Source organism: SAR202 cluster bacterium, assembly GCA_009392515.1.
Classification (GTDB): domain Bacteria; phylum Chloroflexota; class Dehalococcoidia; order Lucifugimonadales; family UBA6952; genus UBA6952.
On the sequence record VFGE01000018.1, the window covers coordinates 1 to 19385 of the forward strand.

20 protein-coding genes are annotated in these 19385 nt (G+C 33.2%); 3 read left to right on the forward strand and 17 right to left on the reverse strand.

The features are described 5' to 3' along the window. The 6 genes from FI695_01165 to FI695_01190 all read right to left on the reverse strand — a co-directional run. Positions 1 to 567 (reverse strand): class I tRNA ligase family protein (locus FI695_01165; GenBank protein MQG50574.1); only part of this gene is annotated, 567 nt, incomplete at its 3' end. A 15-nt stretch (positions 568 to 582) separates the two neighbouring features. Next, positions 583 to 1785, reverse strand: a complete 1203-nt coding sequence (gene coaBC, locus FI695_01170) for a bifunctional phosphopantothenoylcysteine decarboxylase/phosphopantothenate--cysteine ligase CoaBC (protein ID MQG50575.1) — start codon at positions 1783 to 1785, stop codon at positions 583 to 585. Between the two features lie 11 nt (positions 1786 to 1796). Then, a complete protein-coding gene (locus FI695_01175; protein ID MQG50576.1) occupies positions 1797 to 2561 on the reverse strand; it encodes a type III pantothenate kinase in 765 nt (254 codons plus the stop codon). 67 nt (positions 2562 to 2628) lie between these two features. Continuing rightward, a complete protein-coding gene (locus tag FI695_01180) occupies positions 2629 to 4260 on the reverse strand; it encodes an NAD(P)H-hydrate dehydratase (GenBank protein ID MQG50577.1) in 1632 nt (543 codons plus the stop codon). A gap of 8 nt (positions 4261 to 4268) precedes the next feature. Continuing rightward, complete coding sequence (gene acpS / locus FI695_01185) at positions 4269 to 4634, reverse strand: holo-[acyl-carrier-protein] synthase (protein ID MQG50578.1); 366 nt, start codon at positions 4632 to 4634, stop codon at positions 4269 to 4271. A gap of 13 nt (positions 4635 to 4647) precedes the next feature. Next, a complete protein-coding gene (locus FI695_01190) occupies positions 4648 to 5112 on the reverse strand; it encodes a RidA family protein (GenBank protein MQG50579.1) in 465 nt (154 codons plus the stop codon). Positions 5113 to 5235: 123 nt separating this feature from the next. On the opposite strand from FI695_01190, the gene FI695_01195 reads away from it, so the two are divergent. Next, positions 5236 to 6126, forward strand: coding sequence for a bifunctional 5,10-methylenetetrahydrofolate dehydrogenase/5,10-methenyltetrahydrofolate cyclohydrolase (locus FI695_01195; GenBank protein ID MQG50580.1), 891 nt, complete (start codon positions 5236 to 5238; stop codon positions 6124 to 6126). A 2-nt stretch (positions 6127 to 6128) separates the two neighbouring features. Beyond that, the gene (queA, locus tag FI695_01200) at positions 6129 to 7160 is read left to right on the forward strand and encodes a tRNA preQ1(34) S-adenosylmethionine ribosyltransferase-isomerase QueA (protein ID MQG50581.1); all 1032 of its coding nucleotides are present in this window, start codon (positions 6129 to 6131) and stop codon (positions 7158 to 7160) included. On the opposite strand, the gene FI695_01205 is transcribed toward queA, so the two are convergent. Further along, complete coding sequence (locus tag FI695_01205) at positions 7149 to 8048, reverse strand: LysR family transcriptional regulator (GenBank protein MQG50582.1); 900 nt, start codon at positions 8046 to 8048, stop codon at positions 7149 to 7151. The two genes, queA and FI695_01205, sit on opposite strands and share 12 nt — an antisense overlap. A gap of 164 nt (positions 8049 to 8212) precedes the next feature. Between FI695_01205 and FI695_01210 the strand changes: the two genes are divergently transcribed. Continuing rightward, entirely contained in the window at positions 8213 to 8956 is a 744-nt protein-coding gene (locus FI695_01210; GenBank protein MQG50583.1) for an SDR family NAD(P)-dependent oxidoreductase, read from the forward strand. Positions 8957 to 8965: 9 nt separating this feature from the next. On the opposite strand, the gene gyrA is transcribed toward FI695_01210, so the two are convergent. From gyrA to FI695_01260, 10 genes are all read right to left on the reverse strand, one after another. Further along, a complete protein-coding gene (gyrA, locus tag FI695_01215) occupies positions 8966 to 11536 on the reverse strand; it encodes a DNA gyrase subunit A (GenBank protein MQG50584.1) in 2571 nt (856 codons plus the stop codon). A gap of 76 nt (positions 11537 to 11612) precedes the next feature. Continuing rightward, complete coding sequence (locus tag FI695_01220) at positions 11613 to 12248, reverse strand: hypothetical protein (protein ID MQG50585.1); 636 nt, start codon at positions 12246 to 12248, stop codon at positions 11613 to 11615. A 20-nt stretch (positions 12249 to 12268) separates the two neighbouring features. After that, on the reverse strand, positions 12269 to 12463 hold the full coding sequence (locus tag FI695_01225) for a hypothetical protein (protein ID MQG50586.1): 195 nt from the start codon (positions 12461 to 12463) through the stop codon (positions 12269 to 12271). Between the two features lie 95 nt (positions 12464 to 12558). Next, a complete protein-coding gene (locus FI695_01230; GenBank protein ID MQG50587.1) occupies positions 12559 to 12972 on the reverse strand; it encodes a hypothetical protein in 414 nt (137 codons plus the stop codon). 20 nt (positions 12973 to 12992) lie between these two features. Beyond that, complete coding sequence (locus tag FI695_01235; protein MQG50588.1) at positions 12993 to 13715, reverse strand: glycosyltransferase; 723 nt, start codon at positions 13713 to 13715, stop codon at positions 12993 to 12995. A 1-nt stretch (position 13716) separates the two neighbouring features. Then, a complete protein-coding gene (locus FI695_01240; GenBank protein MQG50589.1) occupies positions 13717 to 14928 on the reverse strand; it encodes an aspartate kinase in 1212 nt (403 codons plus the stop codon). A 1-nt stretch (position 14929) separates the two neighbouring features. Then, complete coding sequence (locus FI695_01245; protein ID MQG50590.1) at positions 14930 to 15865, reverse strand: homoserine kinase; 936 nt, start codon at positions 15863 to 15865, stop codon at positions 14930 to 14932. Positions 15866 to 15904: 39 nt separating this feature from the next. After that, a complete protein-coding gene (locus tag FI695_01250; protein MQG50591.1) occupies positions 15905 to 16918 on the reverse strand; it encodes an LLM class flavin-dependent oxidoreductase in 1014 nt (337 codons plus the stop codon). 15 nt (positions 16919 to 16933) lie between these two features. Further along, the gene (locus FI695_01255) at positions 16934 to 18154 is read right to left on the reverse strand and encodes a CoA transferase (protein MQG50592.1); all 1221 of its coding nucleotides are present in this window, start codon (positions 18152 to 18154) and stop codon (positions 16934 to 16936) included. 7 nt (positions 18155 to 18161) lie between these two features. After that, positions 18162 to 19364, reverse strand: coding sequence for a hypothetical protein (locus FI695_01260; GenBank protein MQG50593.1), 1203 nt, complete (start codon positions 19362 to 19364; stop codon positions 18162 to 18164). Between the last annotated feature and the right edge of the window lie 21 nt (positions 19365 to 19385).

A 19385-nucleotide genomic window follows, 5' to 3' on the forward strand; every position in this document is an offset into this window, starting at 1 on the left:
AGAGGTTAGACATCTTGGGCACCAATTGATTATTTTTTCACCTCGATAAATTCTACCTTTATTATATAAATTCACAAAGGTAGTTCTCACCGCAAGGCTCGGGCCTTCATCTAAAGTAAAAGACTTTCTAGACCAATCACATGAAGCTCCTAAACTGTTAAATTGTTCATCAATAATGCCACCATATTTATCAACCCATTCCCAAACGTGTTCAAGAAACTTTTCTCGACCAATTTCATGCCTAGATACACCTTGAGTATCCATTAGCATTTTTTCAACAACAACTTGAGTAGCAATCCCAGCATGGTCGCTACCTGGGAGCCATAATGTCGATTTACCTTTCATACGATTCCAACGAATTAAAGCGTCCTCAATCGCTGTAGTTAATGCATGGCCATAATGTAAAGTTCCAGTAACATTTGGAGGGGGCATTATGACAGTAAATGGATCTTTATTATCATCCATATCTGGTGAAAAAAGGTTTTTTTCCTGCCAATATGAATAAATTATTTTTTCGACTTTATTATAGTCATATGATTTTGGAAATTCATTATCTGTTTGATTCATTGATTTTGTATCGATTTAAGATTTCATTATTTGCTTAAGTTTGTCCAAAATTATATTTGCAACTTCGTATTTAGATTGCAAAGGGTAATCTGTAAGAGTTCCTGATTTATCAATGATAGAAACTTTATTTGTATCTACAGCAAATCCTGCACCTTCAATAGTAACATCATTAGCTACTATAAATTCTAGATTTTTATTGTTTAATTTTTTTATTGCATTTTGTTCAAGATTTTCTGTTTCCGCAGCAAATCCTATTTTTTTTACCTTATCTGGAATATCTTGTAGAAAATCTTCATTTTGAACTAATTCAATATACATATCATGATCTTTTTGTTTTTTGATTTTATTATCAGCGATTTCTTTCACTCTGTAATCACTAATAGCGGCCGCCATAATCACAGCGTCTGCATTACTACATTCTAATAAAACTGAATCTCTCATTTCAGAAACTGTCTCTACATGAGAAACCTTAATACCAAAAGGATCTGGTAAATATTTCGATGCTGAGACCAAACTAACTTCAGCTCCTCTTTCTAGAGCAGCTATTGCTATACTATACCCCATTTTACCCGATGATCTATTTGAAATAACTCTAACTGGATCAATCGGTTCAGAAGTACCACCCGCACTAACAACAATCTTAAACCCTTCTAAATCTCCATGCTCTGCTAGTTTTAATTTGATATGGCTTATAATTTCTTGAGTTTCTAATAATCTCCCCCATCCTTCTAAACCAGATGCCATTCGACCATAATTCGGTCCAGCCATAGTAAAGCCACGTGTTTCCAAAATGCTAATATTTGATTGAACTATTGGATTATCATACATATTCGCATCCATAGCAGGTGCAACAATAACTGGTGCTGTAGTGGCAAGAACAGTTGTTGTTAAACTATCATCGGAAAATCCATGAGCAAGTTTAGCTATAGTATTTGCTGTTGCGGGACTTATAAGAATTAAATCAGCCATTTCTGCCAAAGCAACATGTTCTACACTAAATTTGGATTTTTCATCAAACATCTTAGTAATAACCGGTAAATGTGTGATACTTGTAAAGGTTAATGCACTAACAAATTGTTGAGCAGAATCAGATAATATCACATATACATTAGCACCAAGTTGTATTAATTTACTAGCCAGATCAACAGATTTGTAACAAGATATACTTCCTGTTACTCCTAATATTATATTTTTATCTTTTAATATCGAATCGTTCATAAAGCATGTCTTTAAATATTTAAATTATAGATAATCCTTAAACCTTCTAAGGTTAAATTTTCATTCACATGATCGAAGATATCAGTAACATTGCTAAATAAAGTTGAAAGGCCTCCAGTACCAATTATTATAGGATTTGCTTCCATTTCTTCTGAAAATTTTTTAACCATTCCCTCTATCATGTATACATTCCCTAAAACTAAGCCTGATTGTAATGAAAGTGTAGTAGATTTACCAATAACATTTTCTGGAGCCAACAATTCTACTCTTTTCAGTTGAGACGTGTTAGAAAACAATGCATCAGCTGATAATCTAGCACCTGCTGCAATTGATCCACCTAAGTATTCACCTTTTTGTGATATAGCGTCAAAAACTGTAGCAGTTCCACAATCTACTACTATTGCTGGGCCTCCATACATATTAAACGCTGCTACTGCGTCTGTTATCCTGTCACTACCAACATCTCTCGGATTGTCATATAAAATTTTAATTCCAGTTTTAATGCCAGTACCAACAATTAGAGGATCTATTGAAAAAAGGTTTTGAGAAACAAGAGTAAATATTGGGTTTAAAGGGGGTACTACACTACAAATAACACAAGAATCGATATCACTAGTATTTATATTTCTTAAAGATAACAATGAATTTATTGAGAGCAAATACTCTTCTGCAAAACGGTTAGTGTCAGTATTTAAGCGAAATGAAGTAACGATATTTTCATTTTCAAAAACACCTATAGTTACATTCGTATTACCAATATCAATAGCAAAAAGCATATATTTATTAAACTCCTATTAAGTTATTTTTTAGTTATTTTAACATTTTAAGTAAATAAGTAAAAAGTTATTTTTGATCTTTTATTTTTTTAATTGCAAAAGGAATATTATCCGCTATATCTGAAGCCAACAAACCTCCACTTCCGTATTCATATTTTTTCAAAGTTGCACTCAATCCATGCAAATAGACGCCTAGTAATGCGGAATTTAAGATACTAACCCCTTGAGCCGAAAGAGATGCTATCACTCCAGCTAAAACGTCCCCGCTACCTGCTATAGATAAAAGAGACGTGGCAAATGGAGAAATATAATACTTATCAAATTTATCTTTTATTACGGTATACGGTCCTTTGGCAACTAATGTGTTATTTTCGTTATCATCATTACTTGTTAATTCATCGATTACTTGTTCAGATAATCTATATCTATCATTCAAATTGATATTTGTTATATTTATCTGCCCTAAATTAGCTAATTCTCCGAGATGTGGTGTTAGAATTGTATTATTTAAATTTATATTCTCGGCTCTAACTAATTCGGCTAAATTATTTATCCCATCAGCATCGATGATTAAATTAAATTGATTATTATATTTATTATGGCAATCAATTATGAATTTAATTATTTCCATACTTTCTTGTGATTTCCCCATACCGCAACCAATCAAGATTGAATCATAATTATAAATTTGTTTTTCAAGAACATTATAATTTGATGTACTTGATGAAATCATACCATTTGACTGTTCATCCAAATGGCAATAAGTTGATTCAGGTAAATAAGAACCGTATGTTGTTATCGCACTTTGAGTAGTAGCGATTGAAACTAAACCTACTCCTGCACGATAAGCGGATTTCCCTGCAAGAAATGCTGCACCAGGAAACTCTTTAGAACTTCCAATTATAAGTAATTTACCAAAAGTGCCTTTGTAGCTAGAATTTTGTCGAAGGGGTAATAGATTTTTAAAATCATTTATTTCTAACAAGAATTTATTTGTTACAATACGAGAATTCACTCCTGATTCTAAAATAAAATAATCATGAAAATATTGAATAGCGGGCAAATTGAATAATCCTTTTTTGGGATAATTAAGAGTTAGTAATATATCCGCGACTATTGCTAATTTATTATTCTCTAAAAACTTATTTTCATAAACCTCACCTGTGTCAGCATTTATTCCTGTGGGAACATCTATGGATATTACTGTATTATTATTTGAATTAGCATTATTTATTATATTTGTTAATATTGATAAATCTTTAGAAAGAGGTCGGTTCATACCGACTCCTAAAAGAGAGTCGACAATTATGTTAGCTGTTGCTAGTTTTTCAACTAACTGTTTTATAATAAAATTCGAATCAGAAAATTCATAGTATTCTATGTCTTGAGTTTTTTTACAGTCAGATAATTGCAATCTAACAAAATCCGGCAATCCAGACTTTTTATTAGTATATCTAAATATTGTTACTTTATATCCATCATTGGCTAAATAACAACCTGTCAATATACCATCATTACCATTATTTCCAGCTCCAGAAATGATTACAACATTACTGTTCGTTTTGTTAGTAAATTCTAAAGAAATATAGTTTGAAATCGACTGAGCTGCTTTTCTTATCAAAGAATTTGATGATTCCCCCATAGAATATGATTCTAATTCTGCTTGCTTAATATCTTCAACAGACAATATCTGAATCATTTGCACCTCTAATGTTTTATAGCAAGTGTCGAAGCAACTGCATAATTTCTAGAATGTGAAATTGTTAATTGTATTTCTTTAACTTTTTGCTTTTCAGCTATAGCTAAAGCATTTCCATGCAACAATATTGTCGGCGCTCTCCCGCGTTCACGAACAACTTCAATTTCAACCCATAAAAGCCCTCGTTTACCTGTCCCTAAGGATTTCATCATAGCTTCTTTAGCTGCAAACCTAGCTGCTAATTGAGGGAAACGACCTCGGCAATAATTCTGTTCTTGCTCTGTATAGATTCGGTTGAGGAATCGTTTACCCCATTTAAGACAGGCATTTTGAATTCTATCAATTTCTATTATGTCTATACCATTACCAATCATAAATATCCTACAATTATTTTATTTCTAATATCATTTCTATTTCTACCGGCCAATTATTTGGTAAAGCTGCTACACCTACAGCAGATCTAGAATGCTTGCCATATTCACCAAAAACTTCAACTAACAAGTCTGAGCAACCATTTGCAACTAATGGTTGTTGTGTAAAATCGGGAGAGGAATTTACCATACAAAATATTTTTACTATCCTAACAACGTTATTTAATGTACCTATTTCATTTTTAATTCTAGACAAAAGGTTTATGCCAGTTGTTTTTGCTGATTCATAACCTTCTTCTACTGACAAATTATCCCCTAATTTGCCTAATTTTAAATTACCATCTTGATCGGGAAGGGGGCCTGAACCAGATAAAAACAATAGGTTTCCAGTTCGAATTGCGGGTACGTAATTTGCTATTGGAACCTGAAGTTCTGGTAATTGAATATTCATTTTTTCTAACTGCTCATCAAAGTTTGCCATAATATTCTTCCTCATCATATATACCTAGGTAAAAATAATATTAATTTAATACTTGAGTTATTATAATGTAAATCAAAATTAAAAATAATAATCATTCTAAGAAATATCAAAGAAGAATATACAATGAGTGCCAATATCATAGATGGAAATAAAATAGCAAACGACATACGTAACGAAGTGTCTGAAAAAGTCACAACCATTAAGAATTCACAAAATAATATTCCTGGATTAGCAGTAGTATTAATCGGGAACAACCCTGCGTCTATGTCATATGTGAGAGGTAAAGAACGCGATTGTGAAATGGTAGGTATTAAGACCCGTACATTTAAAATAGATCAAAATACCTCAGAACAAGAAGTATTGGATTTAATTAAAAAGTTGAATATTGATAATAATTATCATGGAATTTTAACACAACTACCTTTTCCTAAACATATTGATGAAAGGTTAATTATCGATGCAATAAATCCTTATAAAGATGTAGACGGCATTGGAACAAATAGTGCTGGATTATTAAGTATCGATAAGCCCATATTTATACCTGCAACACCTTTAGGAATACAACAAATATTAATACGGTCCAAAATCGAAACTGCAGGAAAACATATAGTAATTTGCGGAAGAAGCAATCTGGTTGGCAGACCATTATCTATACTATTGAGCCAAAAAGGTATCGGTGGAAATGCGACTGTTACTCTTTGCCATACAAGCACTCATGATTTGAAAAAATACACCTTATCTGCTGATATACTAATTGCCGCTATCGGACAACCTAATGCAATAACTCAAGACATGATAAAACCTCATTCAACTATAATTGATGTAGGTATAAATAGAATTGAGGATTCTAATAAAAAATCTGGTTATCGATTAATTGGTGATGTAGATTTTGAAAAGGTTAAAAAAATAGCAAAAAACATTACACCTGTACCTGGTGGTGTAGGGCCAATGACAAGAGCTATGCTACTTAATAACACAATAAAAGCATACGATTTGCAAACAAATAGGAATTAATATTGGATATTTCAGAATTTGATTATAATTTGCCAGAAGAATTAATTGCACAATCCCCAATTAATAATAGAGATGAATCCAGGCTTCTTCTCCTAGACCGAGCAAAACAAACTATTTCACATCATATATTTAAAGAATTACCAGATTTACTAAATAAAAATGACGTACTTGTTTTCAATAATACTAAAGTTATGAAATGCAGATTAATTGGAGAAATTGTTGGAAGTAAACGAAAAGTTGAAATACTTTTTTTAAACCAAAACAAAGATGGCTATTGGGAATGTATAGGAAAACCAGGGCGTTATCTAAAAAATGAAGTTTTAGTTACTTTCGATGAAGATTTACGTGCAGAAATAGTAGCTAAAAATAGTGACGGGACAATGTTAGTAAATCTAAGCGATGATACAATGATTGAAAAATTAGGAACTATCCCATTACCTCCATACATAAATAATCATGAGCAAAAGAATACAGATAGATACCAAACTGTATATGCGACTGATACTCTTTTAAGTGCAGCAGCACCCACTGCTGGATTACATTTTTCAAATGAAATTTTAAAATCTATTAACCTAAAAGGCATTGAAAAAGTTGAACTCAGTCTACAAATCGGATTGGGAACATTTCAACCAATCCGTGTAGATAATATCCACGAACATAATATGCACAGTGAACAATGGATCATTAATGATGCTGCCGCACATTCTATCAACTCAGCCAAAAATAACCATAAAAGGATATTATCAGTTGGAACAACAGTAACTAGAACTTTAGAGAGTGCCTATTTGACAAGAAAAGATAAAAGTTCCACTAATATAAATTCCGGATCAGGCTGGACTGATTTATTTATAAAGCCAGGGTTCAAATTCAACGTTATTGATATGCTCTTAACAAACTTTCATCTGCCGAAATCCACTTTACTCGTTTTATTATCATCATTTGCTTCAAAAGATTTTATAATGGAGGCATATAATGAAGCAATCAAAGAAAAATATCGCTTTTATTCTTTTGGTGATGCAATGTTAATTATCTAAAGATTCTGGGTATAAACTATATAAAAGTTCTAAAAATGACTCTACAACTAAACTTCTATTAATAGAGTTCCGTACAATTGCAGAAGTAGGCAAAACAACATTATAATCTTCGATTATTTCTATTTCCTTTAAAGTACCAATTAGCAGTTCTTGCTCTACAGAATGTCTGGGTAAAAATGAAACACCCAATCCTCTTTCTATCATTTTCTTTGTCGCTTCTATGCTATCTAAATCCATAGTAACATTAGGCGCAATTCCAGCCTCTCGTACTACTCTGTTTATTAATACAAAATAACTAGAACCTTTGTCATAAAGTATTAGAGGTTGGGATGCTACATCATATATACTAGCTTGTCCTTCGAGTGCAAATTTATGAGATGGATCAGTTACTAAGACTATTTGTTCATCATAAAGGTGTCTAACTTGTAAATCAGGATGATATATTGAACGAGTTAATCCAATTTCCACTTCGTCCTCAAGTACCATGTCGACTATATCTGAGGATCTACCTGTTTTAATTGTAACATCAACTCCGGGGTATAATTCCCGAAATTTTTCTACAATGCTAGGTAGTACATATGCACATATAGCTCTTGCCGAACCAATTCTTATTTTGCCAACTGAATTACTATGTACCCCAAGCACAGCTTCTTTACCATCAGATATAAACTGTAAAATCCTCTCAGCATAAGGAACTAAAGCCTTACCGGCATCAGTAAGGCGAACACCCCTTCCTGTTCTTTGGAAAAGTTGCTCATTCATCTCTTTTTCAAGTGATATAATCCTAGCACTTAGTGATGGCTGAGTAAGGTCTAATATTTCAGCCGCTTTTGTAAAGCTTTGATGCTCAACGACTGCAATAAATGCTGAAATTTGAGATGTTTCCAATTTTGTTATCCGGAAATAAATAATAATTAAAAAGTATTTTTTTCTAAATAAATTATACTATTTTCTATTGAAATTTTCTATGTATGAATAATAATTAAACAAGTTAATAAAAGTACTATGTGAATTTATAATGTTTAAAATAAGAGGTAACTATGCAAAATACAATAAAACCATTGTCTGGCCAGGTGGCTTTAGTAACTGGAGGGTCTAGGGGAATAGGTAAACAAATAGCGAAAGACTTAGCTGAATTAGGAGCAGATATAGCTATAAATTACAACAATAGTAAACAAGCAGCACTACTAGTGAAAAATGAAATTACTAATAACAATGGTAAAGCAGAAATATATCAATGCAATGTCGGGAATAATTCTGCTGTAAATGAAATGATGAACACAATACAAAAACAAATGGGGAATATTAACATACTAATAAATAATGCTGGTATTTCTCGAGAACGTACTGTTCGAAATATGTCTTTAGATGAATGGGAAGAAGTAATTAATACCAATCTAAATAGTGTTTTTTATTGTAGTCAATCAGTAATTCCACAAATGATTGAAAATAAAAAAGGTACAATTATTAATATCGCATCTCTTTTGGGGCAAATTGGCAATATAGGTTTAGCTAATTATTCTGCAAGCAAGGGAGGGGTTCTCGCATTTACAAGAGGTTTAGCACTTGAATTAGCTCGTTACAATATAACAGTTAATTCTATATGTCCAGGGTGGATAAAAACTGATATGACCGACAGGATTCCAGAACAATTGAAAGAAGGAATTTTATCATCTATACCGCTAAAAAAGTTTGGAGAACCTGAAGATATTTCGGAAATGGTTAGTTATTTGATTCTAAAAGGGTCTTATATTACAGGAACACAAATTCATATTAATGGTGGACTATACATGTAGATTTTTAAATTATTCTTCTGTATTTTCAGCAGATGAGTCATTATTATAAATTTCACCATCTTCATCAATCCCACTATTTTGTAGAGTCGTTTCCAGAGCTGCTTCTTTTCCTTTAGCAGCCTTAGGTTGTGTATCTCTAGCATTTCTTAGAATAGGGTCCATAGAAGCAATTGACACTGTTTTATCATTTGTTTCCATATTAACAATACTAACCCCTTGGGTTCTTCTACTTAATATTCTTAATTCAGCTAAACTAGTCCTAGTTACTTGACCTTGCTCAGATATAATCAAAATATCTTCAGCTTCTTTCACCACTCTCGCTGTAGCTACTGGACCACTCTTACTAGTAATCCTAAAAGTAGCAACTCCATACCCTCCTCTATGAGCTGTACGATAGTCGTTTAGTGATGTTGGTTTACCTACTCCTCTTTCACTTATAACCAGAAGTTGCCCATCAGGATCCACAATATCCATTGCTACAACATAGTCACTATCTCTTAAACGCATACCTCGGACACCACCTGAAATTCTTGAGCTGGATCTTACTTCTGTAGAGTCAAATCTTATAGAAACACCATGTTGAGAAACCATCAACACATCAGCACCTCTATCTGCTAATCTAACAGAGATCAAATCGTCACCATCTTCTAAATCCATTGAATTTATTCCGTTGGCTCTTATGTTAACTATTCGCTTTAAGTCCATTCTTTTGATTTCGCCCAATTTTGTAGCAAATAATAAATCTTTTTCTTCTTCTTCTAAAGATTCAACAGCAAGTATAGTTTGAACTTTTTCATCTGGCTTTAAGTTCAAATATTGAACTAATGGGGTTCCACGAGTTGTTCTGGAAGTATCTGTATTGATTTGATACACCTTATTTTTATAAACTCTTCCTCTATCAGTAAAAAATAATAATGTGTCGTGATTATCACAGACAACTAGATCTTTTAACCAATCATCTTCCCTTGTTGTTTGCCCCTTAACTCCTTTGCCTCCGCGATGCTGCCTTCTAAATGTTGTTGCAGGTATAGATTTGATATAGCCCCGATTACTTAAGGTTATTATGGTTTCTTGGTGAGGTATTTGATCTTCCAAATTGAATCCGGATATTTCTTCAAGACTTATCTCTGTTTTGCGATCATCTCCAAACTTTTTCTTTAGTTCTTTTGTTTCAGTCTCAATGACTTTTAGTATCTTCTTTCTATCTGCGAGTAATGCTAGATACTCAGCAACAGCTTTAACTAGGGTGTCATATTCATCTTCAATTCTTTTTCTTTCGAGAGCTGCAAATCTTCTAAGTTGCATATCTAGAATTGCATTTGCCTGAATCTCGTCAAGGTTATAACCTGCAATCAAAGCCTGACGCGCAGCGTCTGTGTCATCTGAGTTTCTTATTAAATCAATGATTTCATCTAAATTATCTAACGCTGTTTTTAAACCTTCGAGGATATGTATCCTAGCATTCGCTTTATCAATTTCAAATTGTGTTCTACGTCTTACAATTTCTTCTCTAAAATCAATATAATGTTGCAAAACTGATTTCAAAGAAAGTGTTTGAGGTTGTCCGTCGACCAAAGCTAACATGTTGTAATGTAAAGATGTTTGTAAAGCTGTTTGTTTATATAAAATATTTTTTACTACTTGAGCTTGTGCATCTCTTCTTAATTCAATTACAATTCTCATTCCTTTTCGATCCGATTCGTCACGAATTTCTGAGATGCCTTCAATTTTTTTCTCTTTTGAAAGTGTAGCAATTTTCTGAACAAGATTTGCCTTATTGGTCATGTAAGGAATATCAGTTATAACAAATTGGTATCTCCCATTTCTACCCAATTCCTCTATATCTATATTTGATCTTATTACAACTCTGCCACGACCTGTCTCAAATGCTTCGCGAATACCAGTAGTTCCCATAATTAAAGCCCCGGTCGGGAAATCGGGACCTTTAACGTATTCCATTAGTTCCTCTACATCAGCTTTAGGGTTACTAATAAGATGAATAATACCGTCACAAATTTCTGACAAATTATGAGGTGGAATGTTGGTCGTCATTCCTACAGCAATTCCTGTAGAACCATTGACTATAAGATTTGGGATACGTGAAGGTAATACAACTGGTTCGGATAAAGAATCATCAAAATTTGGTACAAAATCCACAGTTCCTCGGTCAATATCTCCTAGCATTTCCATAGCTATACTTGCCAATTTTGCTTCTGTGTAACGCATAGCTGCTGGTGGATCATCATCAATACTTCCAAAGTTTCCTTGTCCATCTACAAGTGGATATCGCATTGAAAAATCTTGAGCTAATCTGACCATTGCATCATAAACTGAAGTATCACCGTGAGGATGATACTTACCTAATACTTCTCCAACCAATCTTGCACTTTTTTTGTATGAACTTCCAGGACGCATATTCAATTCATCCATAGAATACAAAATTCTTCGATGAACAGGTTTTAATCCATCTCTTACATCAGGTAAGGCTCTAGCAACTATTACAGACATGGCGTAGTCAATATAGGAACTACGCATTTCATCTACTATTCTTACAGGTTTTATAATCTCATTTGTTGTCATTTTGCCCCTACAATAAAGCACAATAATATGTATCTAGCAAACAAATTCTACCATATATGGGGGGGCAAAACAACGATTATTGTACTGCTCGTTCAATAAATCCATCAATTAATGCCCGTACTATAGAAGGACCGTCAATAAATGGATTAAATTGGTAACCTAAAACCCAATCGTGTAAAGTACTTTCAATTCCATGGACATAACCAGTACCTAATTCGTAAACAGAAGTAATTAAATCTTTAGATCGTTGGAATTCTTTCATCGACTGAGGTAGTGAATTAGGTATTTTAAAAAACCCACCAGAACCAATTATTGCAGCAGTTTTTGATCCTGGAGAAATAAATATATCTAATAAATCATCTGAAGTTTTAATTTCATCATAAATTTGTTTGGCATTTTTATTAAATAAATCATTTAAGAAATACATGCCTTGGCCAATAGCTAAAACTGGCCGGTTATTATTTAAAATAGTATTTAATTGAGACTGTAATTCTGTAAAGTGATAGGAGTTAGTGTATATGCAATTGTAATTATCTACTTTACTTGTATCATCGAGTAAAAGCATTCCTGAGAAAACAGTTTCATTTTTTGATAGATTTTGAGAAATAGAATCATTAGTGATTATTGTCAGGTCAATAGTTTCAGAAACTTTTTCTAAATATTTTGGTGTTTCAGAATCTGAAACACCAAAAACCAACACATTTTTTTTCATATATTAATTACCTTAGATATTTAGACTTCAAATAATTTTTCGATTACAAGCATCTGCAATTCTTTGATTTTATTATAATCAGGCATAGCTTTTTCATCCTTACAATCATAAACTTTTTCTTTTTGTATATACACTTCAAGCCGACCTTTATCCGCAGGTGTTATTGTGATTGCTATATCACCAGGGTTATGACTAGATAAAAACTCTGCAGCCATCCACGTGGCTACTGGGAAGTACCCTCAACTAACACAATATATAATTTCAACATCTATTTTCCCGAATTCAGAATTAGCCATATTATCTCCTTTGTTTATTCAAAATTTCCAGCGTCAGCATCCCCACCAAACGGATTTAGATCCCACAAATCATATTTTACACCTATCTCAGGTAAAACATGCATAGAAGATGGTTCATTAATACTTCTAATATAATGCCAACTTTCAAGTGATTGAAATGACACTCCGCAATAAAAACAACATAATCGTTTTGCAGTATCTTTCATCAATTCAATATATTGTTCATATTGCATTTCTGCATATATATTACTTATACTTTTTATCTTCATAAACCTATCATTATCAAATGGAATTAATTTTTTCCTAATTGATTCATCTGAAAGGTACGGCAAAGTAATTTCCTCAATGTTTTTACCCTCAGTTAATTTATCCGGTAGATTTATTGGAGATGCATAGTTGCAACTCATACACCATAACCATAATTCCATTGTTTGCCATCCTTAGAATTTTATTTATAACGACCGAAAAAGCTATTTAGTCTGATCCTAATAATGTCTATAAACATTTTGAATGAATCTATTGAAGGTCTCACTTTACTGTCTCCATAATAATACCAATCTATAGGTATTTCTTTAGTATTGAGTTGTTTTTTTCGGGCCAAGAAGAATAATTCAACATCAAATATAAATCCATTCATAGTTTGTTGTTCAAAAATATCCCTGCAGACACTCATATTAAACATTTTGAAACCACATTGAGTATCTTTGATGTTGATTTGTAATAATAATTTTGTGAGAAAATTAAAAACCCTTCCTAAAACATATCTAAAATAGGGTTCTCCAATTCTACTAGAGAATACACTTTCCCTGGTACCGTATAATATATGATCATTTTCATCCAAATCTAATAGAAACCGATCTAATTGAGTAATTGGCATTGATAAATCTGCATCACATATAAAACAATACGCATCATTTGCCATCATGATAGTATCTTTAATTACTGCGCCTTTTCCTCTATGAGAATATTGAAACAAATGTATATTTGAATGTTTTTCAACATATTTATTAACAACATCCACCGTATTATCATCACTACCATCGTCTCCAATAAGTATTTCGCAATGAAAATCTGAATTTGCTAGGTATTCAAGAATAGTATCTAGGGACGCAGAAATTCTCTCCTGTTCGTTATAAACCGGAATGACAATTGATAAATTTGATAAGGCCATTTTATTTACTTAATCCGAAAACCGAGTGTAAAGCATTTGCTGCAGTTTCTATTTGATTTTCATCTATAATACAAGTTATGCGAATCTCCGAAGTAGTAATGAGTTCTATATTGACACCATTGTCTGCCAATGCTCCAAACATACTTGTCGCATATCCAGGATTGTTTTGCATACCAGTTCCAATAACACTGATTTTAACTAAATTCGAATTCGTTTCAAAGCCTTTTGCACCAATAGAGTCTATTAAATCCTTTATTATTTCTATTGCAGAATTTAAATCCGAACGAGCAACTGTGAATGTCAAATCGGTAATATTATTAGAACCTGCATTCTGCACTATAGTATCAACACTAATACCTTTTTCAGAAAGAGGTTTAAAAATAGATACAGCCACCCCTGGTTTATCTGGGACAGATAAAATTGTAATTTTTGCGACATTTTTATCAACTGTTACAGCGTTAACTCGATTATCATTTTCCATAGTATTCTCTCCACCAATAATGGTACCTTGACCATCTTTAAAACTCGATTTTACAAATATTGGCATATTAAAAGCAGCGGCTAATTCTATTGATCGAGGTTGCATTTTTGCACCATAATTTGCCATTTCGAGCATCTCTTCAAAACTAATGTAAGGTAATAGTTGCGCATTTTTAACGATATTGGGGTCTGCGTCAAATATACCTTCTACATCTGTATATATTTCACAACGATCTGCATTTAAACCAATTGCTAATGCTACAGCAGACAAGTCCGAAGCACCTCGTCCTAAAGTAGTCACTTCATTATCTTCATTAACTCCCTGAAATCCAGCAACAACAACAATTTTACCTTCATCAAGTTCTTTGTTTATTCTTGCAGGAACCATTTTATTTATTCTTGCTTTTGTATGAAGCTGATCTGTTCTAACGCCAGCTTGTTCACCCGTTAGAGCAATACTTTTGAATCCTAATGATGAAACAGCCATAGAAACCAATGAACAGGAGACTATTTCTCCAGTAGACATTAATAAATCCATTTCTCTTGGAGACGGGTCTGTATTTAATGAATTTGCTAAATTAATTAAATCGTCAGTAGTTTTACCCATTGCAGAAACAACCGCTACAACTTGAAATCCTTGTTTATAACTTTCCACAATTCGATGAGCCACATTACTAATTTTATTAGCATCTGCTACCGAACTGCCACCATATTTATGTACTACTATGCTCATTTTAATACCTTTGTGCCCCAAGTATAGATGGGGCAGAGACTATTGCATCACCATTTAATTGTAATTTGTCCCCAGCGTCTCTCATTTCATAAGTAACAGTTATTTCACGCCCATTAGTAAATGCCAAAATGGTTGGGCCTGCCCCTGAGAGGCAAGCTCCAAGAGCTCCTCCATCCATAGCAGATTTAATCACAATGTCCATACCTCTAAAAACTGCTTTACGTGAAGGTTGATGCAGTGCATCTTGCATCGCCACACTCAGTAACTTGAAATCACTCGTATTTAAGGCATTTATCAGCAAACCAAGTCTTGAAATATTATAAACTGCATCCATTCTAGACACTGTATCTTTTAATAGATTTCTGGCCTCATCAGTTGCCATAGAAAAACCAGGGATATACAAAACACAACGTAAATCTTCAGGTATGGCAATGTTTTGATGAATTAAGTTTCCGCTATTATCATTTATGACTAATATACAACCGCCATATAAAGCTGCTGCTACATTATCGGCATGACCTTCGATTTCATTTGCTAATTTAAGAATTAAATCGTAATCAATCGAATGTTCACATATGTTAACAGCCCCTAATAAACCAGCAATAATAGCACTAGAACTACTACCTAATCCTCTAGAAACAGGAATATTATTTTCACAGTTAATTAGTAATCTAGGTGGTTTTATGTCAAAATATGAAAAATATTTATGGGCTGAAGCAATAATAAGATTATCGCTACCCGTATTTAAAACATCTTGACCTTGGCCAGTAATTATTACTTGGTCTTTTTTTTCATCTGTTATAGTAAATTCAACATAATTCCAAATATCAAGTGCCATACCAAGGCAATCAAATCCTGGGCCTATATTTGCTGTGGTTGCTGGGACTTTAATCCTAACTGATTTTTCCATATATATAACTCCAGTAATATTATACATATCTGTAGCTAATGAGACAACGTGAGATAAGAATAGAAACTAATTAAGTAGGGTTTTTAATATCTTTTCAGTATATTCTAAATCTCCAGCAGGCATTTGAATTAATTGCAGATCTGCACCAAGATTAGATCGCTCGATAAATTTATCTCTTATTTCTTCAATCGTTCCAATTACTTGCATTGATTCAATCATTTCATTTGTTATTGCATTTATAGATTTATCAACATCTCGAGCTTCCCAAGCTTCCCTAGAAGATTGTACCTCTTCTTCAAATCCATTACGAATCAAAGCTTCCCAATAAAATGTACCCATTCTATTAATATAGTAGTGGACTAATTGTTTTGATTGAAGCCATTTAGATTCATCATCATCTCCATTTAGAACAACAAGTCTCGTTTGAGGAGCAATAGTTAAACTTTTACTTGAATCCACTAAATCAGCACCTTCTTGCAACCCTGTCCTTAATGATGAAAACTGTTCTTTGGGCCAATGGATAGGAAATATCCCGTCAGCTATTTCTCCGGATTGTTTTATGGATTTTGGGGTTAATGACGCAATATAAATTGGAATATAATTTCTTGGGCGATCATATTCTAACCGAAACCCACGTTCTAATTTGTAAATTTCACCATCATAAAATAATTTCTCTCCTGAAATGAGAATTTTGAATATATCTATATATTCCCTCATTCTTCTCAATGGTTTTTGGTAATCAATACCATGAAAATGTTCTATAACATTTGCTCCTGAAGCACCTAAACCGAAGATCATTCTTCCATTTGAAAGTACATCTAGTGAGGCAAATTCTTGCGCCAATGCAGCTGGGCTTCGTGAAAAAGAATTCAATATACAAGATCCTATTTGAATTGAGTTAGTTTGTGTTGCTATTAGACTCATCCAAGGTATTGCAGATAAACCCCAAGCCTCGGAGACCATTACACATTCAACCCCCAAACTCTCAGCTAATTTGATTTTATCTATACCCAGCTTCCAGTCTTGAGCAGATGTTTCATTCCTAACTCCGCCAAATTGGGCTAATATTCCAAGTCTCATATGTCTCCTTATAGTTTATTCTAATATGCCTTTTGAAATTAATTCAGCAAAAAGTTCATCTGGTATGTCTAATATATCTTTGCAAATATATTCTAAATGTTCTCCTAATAAAGGTGCCGCAGTGTCTGGGAATCTATCACTATTTTCATAGATAAAACTGGGAGTCAAAATATGATGATATCCCATATCTTGATGAGCTCTTACAACAAAATGATTACGATGTCTTAATTGTGGATCACGAAACAAATCAGAAGCATTTTGAACAACACCTGCAGGAATTCCATTTTGTTGCAACAAATGCATCAATCTAAATGAATCCTGATTCTTTGTCCATTCACTTATAATTTCATCCAATTCTAGTTCATTATTTTTTCGATTTTCAAAAGTATTAAATTTTGGATCATCTTTAATATCATTTCTTCCCATCAGATTACAAAATACTGACCATTGTTGATTATTTTCAATAACTATTGAACACCAACTATCATCTCCACTACATGGATATGTATTATGAGGACAATAATCAACATCTTGATTCCCCATACGTGTAGTTAATTTCCCTTCATTCAAATAATACATTAATTGAGGACCGGCAAACTGGAGCGTACTTTCAAACATTGATTGGTCAATATATTGTCCTTTCCCTGTACGATCTCTATAATCCAAGGCTGCCATAACTGCAACTATAAAATAATTCCATGAAACAAAATCAGCATATGCAGAATAAGGCCCAACAGGATCTTTATCTGGCCAGCCGGTATTTTCATACCAACCAGATAACGCAGCAGCTAACTGACCAGTACCCCGTAAATCTGCATATGGTCCTGTGTTACCCATTAGACAGGCACTTAACATTATTAGTTCAGGTTTAATTGTAGCTAAGTCATCGTATGTCATACCCCACATAGGCAAAACTCTTGGGGTAAAAGCAGTCACTACTATATCTGCCCAAGGAACAAGGTATTCTTTAACAAAATTTACACTTTCTGGATTCCTCATATTAATAGGGAGTGAAAGTTTACCAGCATTATACATTGCAAAATAACCACTTCGGTTTGGACTGGGATCTTCTCCTTTATAGGGGGTGGCTGATCTTAATGTGTCTGAACGACTGGAAGATTCAATTTTTATGACTTGTGCTCCGCAATCAGATAATATCCGTGTTGAAGCTGGCCCCATTACAATGGTTGTAAAATCCAGTATTTTAATACCTTCAAGCGGTTTATTCTTATTCATAACTTTCCTATAATTTTGCTTTTATTTCATCATTGTGCTCACCTAAGGATGGAGCACTTCGATAATATTTCATTTCAAATTCTGATGATAAAAATGGAGCTCCTGGATACTTAAGTGCTCTATCTAGATTCTTATTAAAGTTACTATGCCAAAATTGCCTTGAATTTAATTGTGGATTTTCTACTACATCTCCTAAATGATTTACTGGTGCCATCGTATATCTCTCTCTAACTGCTGCTTCAAGTAATTCAGATTTAGTTTTGGTTTTTAAAAATTCTCCAATGGCCCCAAACACTTTCTCTCTATCCTTTTCAGGTGTATTTAAAGCATCAAAAGTCGACCAATCAAAATCTTTGAGATAATCAGGAATCTCTCCTTCTTTTTCCATCCATCCAATTACACCTTGTTGTACGCTTTCCCCCAAACGTCCACCAAAACTCATAAATACCACATATCCATCTTTACATGGGTAAAGGGTTCGAGTTCTTGTAGTGCCAAATTGTCTCCATCCACCTTCTCTCTTCAAGATAACATCTTCATATTCATACCATTGATACGTATGAGTCAAAAACCAAGGACCAGTATGTTGTACAGATTGATCTATAAAATCTCCCACTTCATTTTGGTTTCTTTTGTATAAAGCAATTAATGCTGCTGATGCTGCTGATGCTGATGCATGATAATAAGATTGGGGAGTTATACTAATTCGAACAGGTGCTCGTTCAGGATCTCCACACATCCACATATATCCTCCAAGAGACCAGACTACTAAATCAGGCCCTAAATAATTCATGTAAGGGCCATCTTGGCCAAAAGGGGTGATTGACGTCATGATCAATTTAGGATTTATTTTTTTCAAATCTTGATAACTCAATCCTTTGGATTTCAAATATCCTGGATCAAATGAATCAAATAAAAAATCTGTATCAATAATTAACTTTTTAAATATTTCTAAATCTTTATTTTTTTCTAAATCTAGAGTGATTCCTCGTTTATTAGCATTTAAATAATGCCATTCATAACTGCTATCAATATGAGGTTTATCATTAATAAATGGACCTCTAAAGCGACTTAAATCACCATTAGGAGATTCAATTTTTATCACGTTAGCACCTAAGTCAGCAAAAATTTTGCCAGATAAACTACATGCACCTTGCGTCATATCTAATACTTTATATGGAGATAGCATACCTGCATTCTGATAATTCATAACAATTTAAACTAAAATTTA

Excerpts from the sequence above, each read along its gene's own strand:
- coaBC (MQG50575.1), bottom strand. The coding sequence starts at position 1,785 with ATGAACGATTCGATATTAAAAGATAAAAATATAATATTAGGAGTAACA.
- FI695_01175 (MQG50576.1), bottom strand. The coding sequence starts at position 2,561 with ATGCTTTTTGCTATTGATATTGGTAATACGAATGTAACTATAGGTGTT.
- FI695_01180 (MQG50577.1), bottom strand. The coding sequence starts at position 4,260 with ATGATTCAGATATTGTCTGTTGAAGATATTAAGCAAGCAGAATTAGAA.
- acpS (MQG50578.1), bottom strand. The coding sequence starts at position 4,634 with ATGATTGGTAATGGTATAGACATAATAGAAATTGATAGAATTCAAAAT.
- FI695_01190 (MQG50579.1), bottom strand. The coding sequence starts at position 5,112 with ATGGCAAACTTTGATGAGCAGTTAGAAAAAATGAATATTCAATTACCA.
- FI695_01195 (MQG50580.1), top strand. The coding sequence starts at position 5,236 with ATGAGTGCCAATATCATAGATGGAAATAAAATAGCAAACGACATACGT.
- gyrA (MQG50584.1), bottom strand. The coding sequence starts at position 11,536 with ATGACAACAAATGAGATTATAAAACCTGTAAGAATAGTAGATGAAATG.
- FI695_01220 (MQG50585.1), bottom strand. The coding sequence starts at position 12,248 with ATGAAAAAAAATGTGTTGGTTTTTGGTGTTTCAGATTCTGAAACACCA.
- FI695_01225 (MQG50586.1), bottom strand. The coding sequence starts at position 12,463 with ATGGCTGCAGAGTTTTTATCTAGTCATAACCCTGGTGATATAGCAATC.
- FI695_01230 (MQG50587.1), bottom strand. The coding sequence starts at position 12,972 with ATGGAATTATGGTTATGGTGTATGAGTTGCAACTATGCATCTCCAATA.
- FI695_01235 (MQG50588.1), bottom strand. The coding sequence starts at position 13,715 with ATGGCCTTATCAAATTTATCAATTGTCATTCCGGTTTATAACGAACAG.
- FI695_01240 (MQG50589.1), bottom strand. The coding sequence starts at position 14,928 with ATGAGCATAGTAGTACATAAATATGGTGGCAGTTCGGTAGCAGATGCT.
- FI695_01245 (MQG50590.1), bottom strand. The coding sequence starts at position 15,865 with ATGTATAATATTACTGGAGTTATATATATGGAAAAATCAGTTAGGATT.
- FI695_01250 (MQG50591.1), bottom strand. The coding sequence starts at position 16,918 with ATGAGACTTGGAATATTAGCCCAATTTGGCGGAGTTAGGAATGAAACA.
- FI695_01255 (MQG50592.1), bottom strand. The coding sequence starts at position 18,154 with ATGAATAAGAATAAACCGCTTGAAGGTATTAAAATACTGGATTTTACA.
- FI695_01260 (MQG50593.1), bottom strand. The coding sequence starts at position 19,364 with ATGAATTATCAGAATGCAGGTATGCTATCTCCATATAAAGTATTAGAT.